Annotated in this window: 2 protein-coding genes; both read left to right on the top strand. The window is 43.4% G+C overall.

The features are described from left to right. Position 1: 1 nt before the first annotated feature. Positions 2–595: a multifunctional acyl-CoA thioesterase I/protease I/lysophospholipase L1 gene (gene tesA / locus CAG68_RS12320; RefSeq protein ID WP_161441206.1), complete on the top strand. Its 594-nt coding sequence runs from the start codon at positions 2–4 to the stop codon at positions 593–595. A gap of 82 nt (positions 596–677) precedes the next feature. Next, complete coding sequence (gene fabV, locus CAG68_RS12315; RefSeq protein ID WP_005376325.1) at positions 678–1,877, top strand: enoyl-ACP reductase FabV; 1,200 nt, start codon at positions 678–680, stop codon at positions 1,875–1,877. The last annotated feature ends 182 nt before the right edge of the window (positions 1,878–2,059 follow it).

Genomic DNA, 2,059 nt, shown 5'->3' with positions numbered 1-2,059 from the left:
TATACTTTCCTTAGTTCTATTTTTTTGTTTTTCCGCTACTGCACATGCGAGCGAAAAACTACTTGTCTTGGGTGATAGCTTGAGTGCAGGCTATCAGATGCCGATCGAAGAGAGTTGGCCTAGCTTACTCCCTGATGCGTTGTCAGAACATGGTCAAGATGTAACAGTTATTAATGCCAGCATTTCTGGCGATACCACTGGCAATGGCTTAGCACGGTTACCTCAGTTGCTAACTCAGCATAGCCCTGACATGGTACTTATTGAGTTAGGTGCCAACGATGGCCTAAGAGGTTTCCCTCCTAAACTTATTACGTCGAATCTTTCAAAAATGATTACCATGATAAAAGATTCTGGTGCGGACGTTGTCATGATGCAAATTCGGGTTCCGCCTAATTATGGTAAGCGCTATAGCGATATGTTTTACGATATCTACCCTAAGCTTGCACAGCATCAACAAGTTGCCTTGATGCCATTCTTCTTAGAGCATGTTGTCACCAAACCAGAATGGATGATGGATGATGGCCTTCACCCAAAACCAGATGCACAACCTTGGATCGCTGATTTCGTTGCTCAAGAATTAATTAAACATCTCTAATTTTAATGGTCTAGCTCAATAAGTTTTACGTAACTTTACGTTAATCTATTTTCAATTCCACTCATCGAGGATAGATAACAACATGCGAATAGAACCGTTAATTCAAGGTGTTGTTGCTCGCTCTGCGCACCCCAAAGGGTGTCATGCATCTATTAAAGAGCAAATTGAATACGTAAAGCACGCCCCACAGATCAAAAAAGGCCCAAAACGGGTTTTGATTATTGGTGCCTCCTCTGGTTTCGGCCTAGCGGCACGAATAGCCCTAACGTTCGGTGGCGCTAACGCCGATACCATTGGCGTCTCATTTGAGCGTGGCCCTTCAGAGAAAGGGGTTGGGAGTGCGGGTTGGTATAACAACGTCTTTTTTAAGCAAGAAGCAAATCAAGCCGGGCGTACCGCAATAAATATTGTTGGCGATGCATTCTCTGGTTCGGTGCGCAATCAAGTGATTGAAGCCATTGAAACGTACTTTGAGGGTGAAGTTGACTTAGTCATCTATAGCTTGGCAACCGGTGTTCGACCTAAACCTGAATCTGATGAGTTTTGGCGCAGTGTCATTAAACCTATTGGTGAACCTGTCACTGGCGCTTCTATCATGCTGGAGAACGATAAGTGGATAGAAACCACCTTAACGCCTGCAACAGAAGAGGAAGCCAATGCCACCATTAAAGTAATGGGCGGCGAAGACTGGGAAAGCTGGATTGACACACTCATCAATAACGACTCTATCGCAAACGGCTGCAAAACCATCGCCTTTTCTTACATGGGCCCTGACATCACGCACCCAATTTATCTCGATGGTACGTTAGGTCGAGCGAAAATCGATTTACACCAAACCAGTCATTCATTAAACCTCAAACTCGCCAACTTTGACGGCGGTGCTTACGCAACCGTGTGTAAGGCGTTGGTGACGAAAGCCAGTGTATTCATCCCTGCGCTAAGTCCCTACCTGTTAGCGCTTTATCGAGTGATGAAGGAAAAAGGTACTCACGAACGCTGTATTGAACAAATGCAGCGACTGTTTACTACGAAGTTATACGATCAAGAGAAAGTGCCAGTTGACGGCGAACGCTTGATTCGAATAGATGACTTGGAACTTGAACCGCAAGTTCAACAAGAAGTCCACGCTCTTTTAGAACAGATGAATGCTGAAAACTTTAAAGAGATTGGTGATTACCAAGGTTTTAAAGATGAGTTTATGAAGCTCAATGGCTTTAACTTTGAATATGTCGACTATTCGCAAGACATTTCTATTGAATCGTTAATGTCGCTTAAGCCTTGATGCTTGTTACCTGTTTCAAGGATGAGATATGTGACAACTATTCCTAGTCCTGAACACTTTTCAGGACTTTTTTTTGTTTCGAGCCCTAGCCACCCTATACTTAATTAAAAAGCGAGAACAAAATAGAGCAGTCTGCATTTTTAATTCACAGGAAGTGAAACCACGTAAAGGATGACCTATAT

It is taken from the genome of Vibrio sp. V42_P2S4T144 (assembly GCF_009904715.1).
GTDB classification, from domain to species: domain Bacteria; phylum Pseudomonadota; class Gammaproteobacteria; order Enterobacterales; family Vibrionaceae; genus Vibrio; species Vibrio alginolyticus.
The sequence above is the reverse complement of the archived record's forward strand: the minus strand, read 5'-3'. Positions and strand labels throughout refer to the sequence as shown.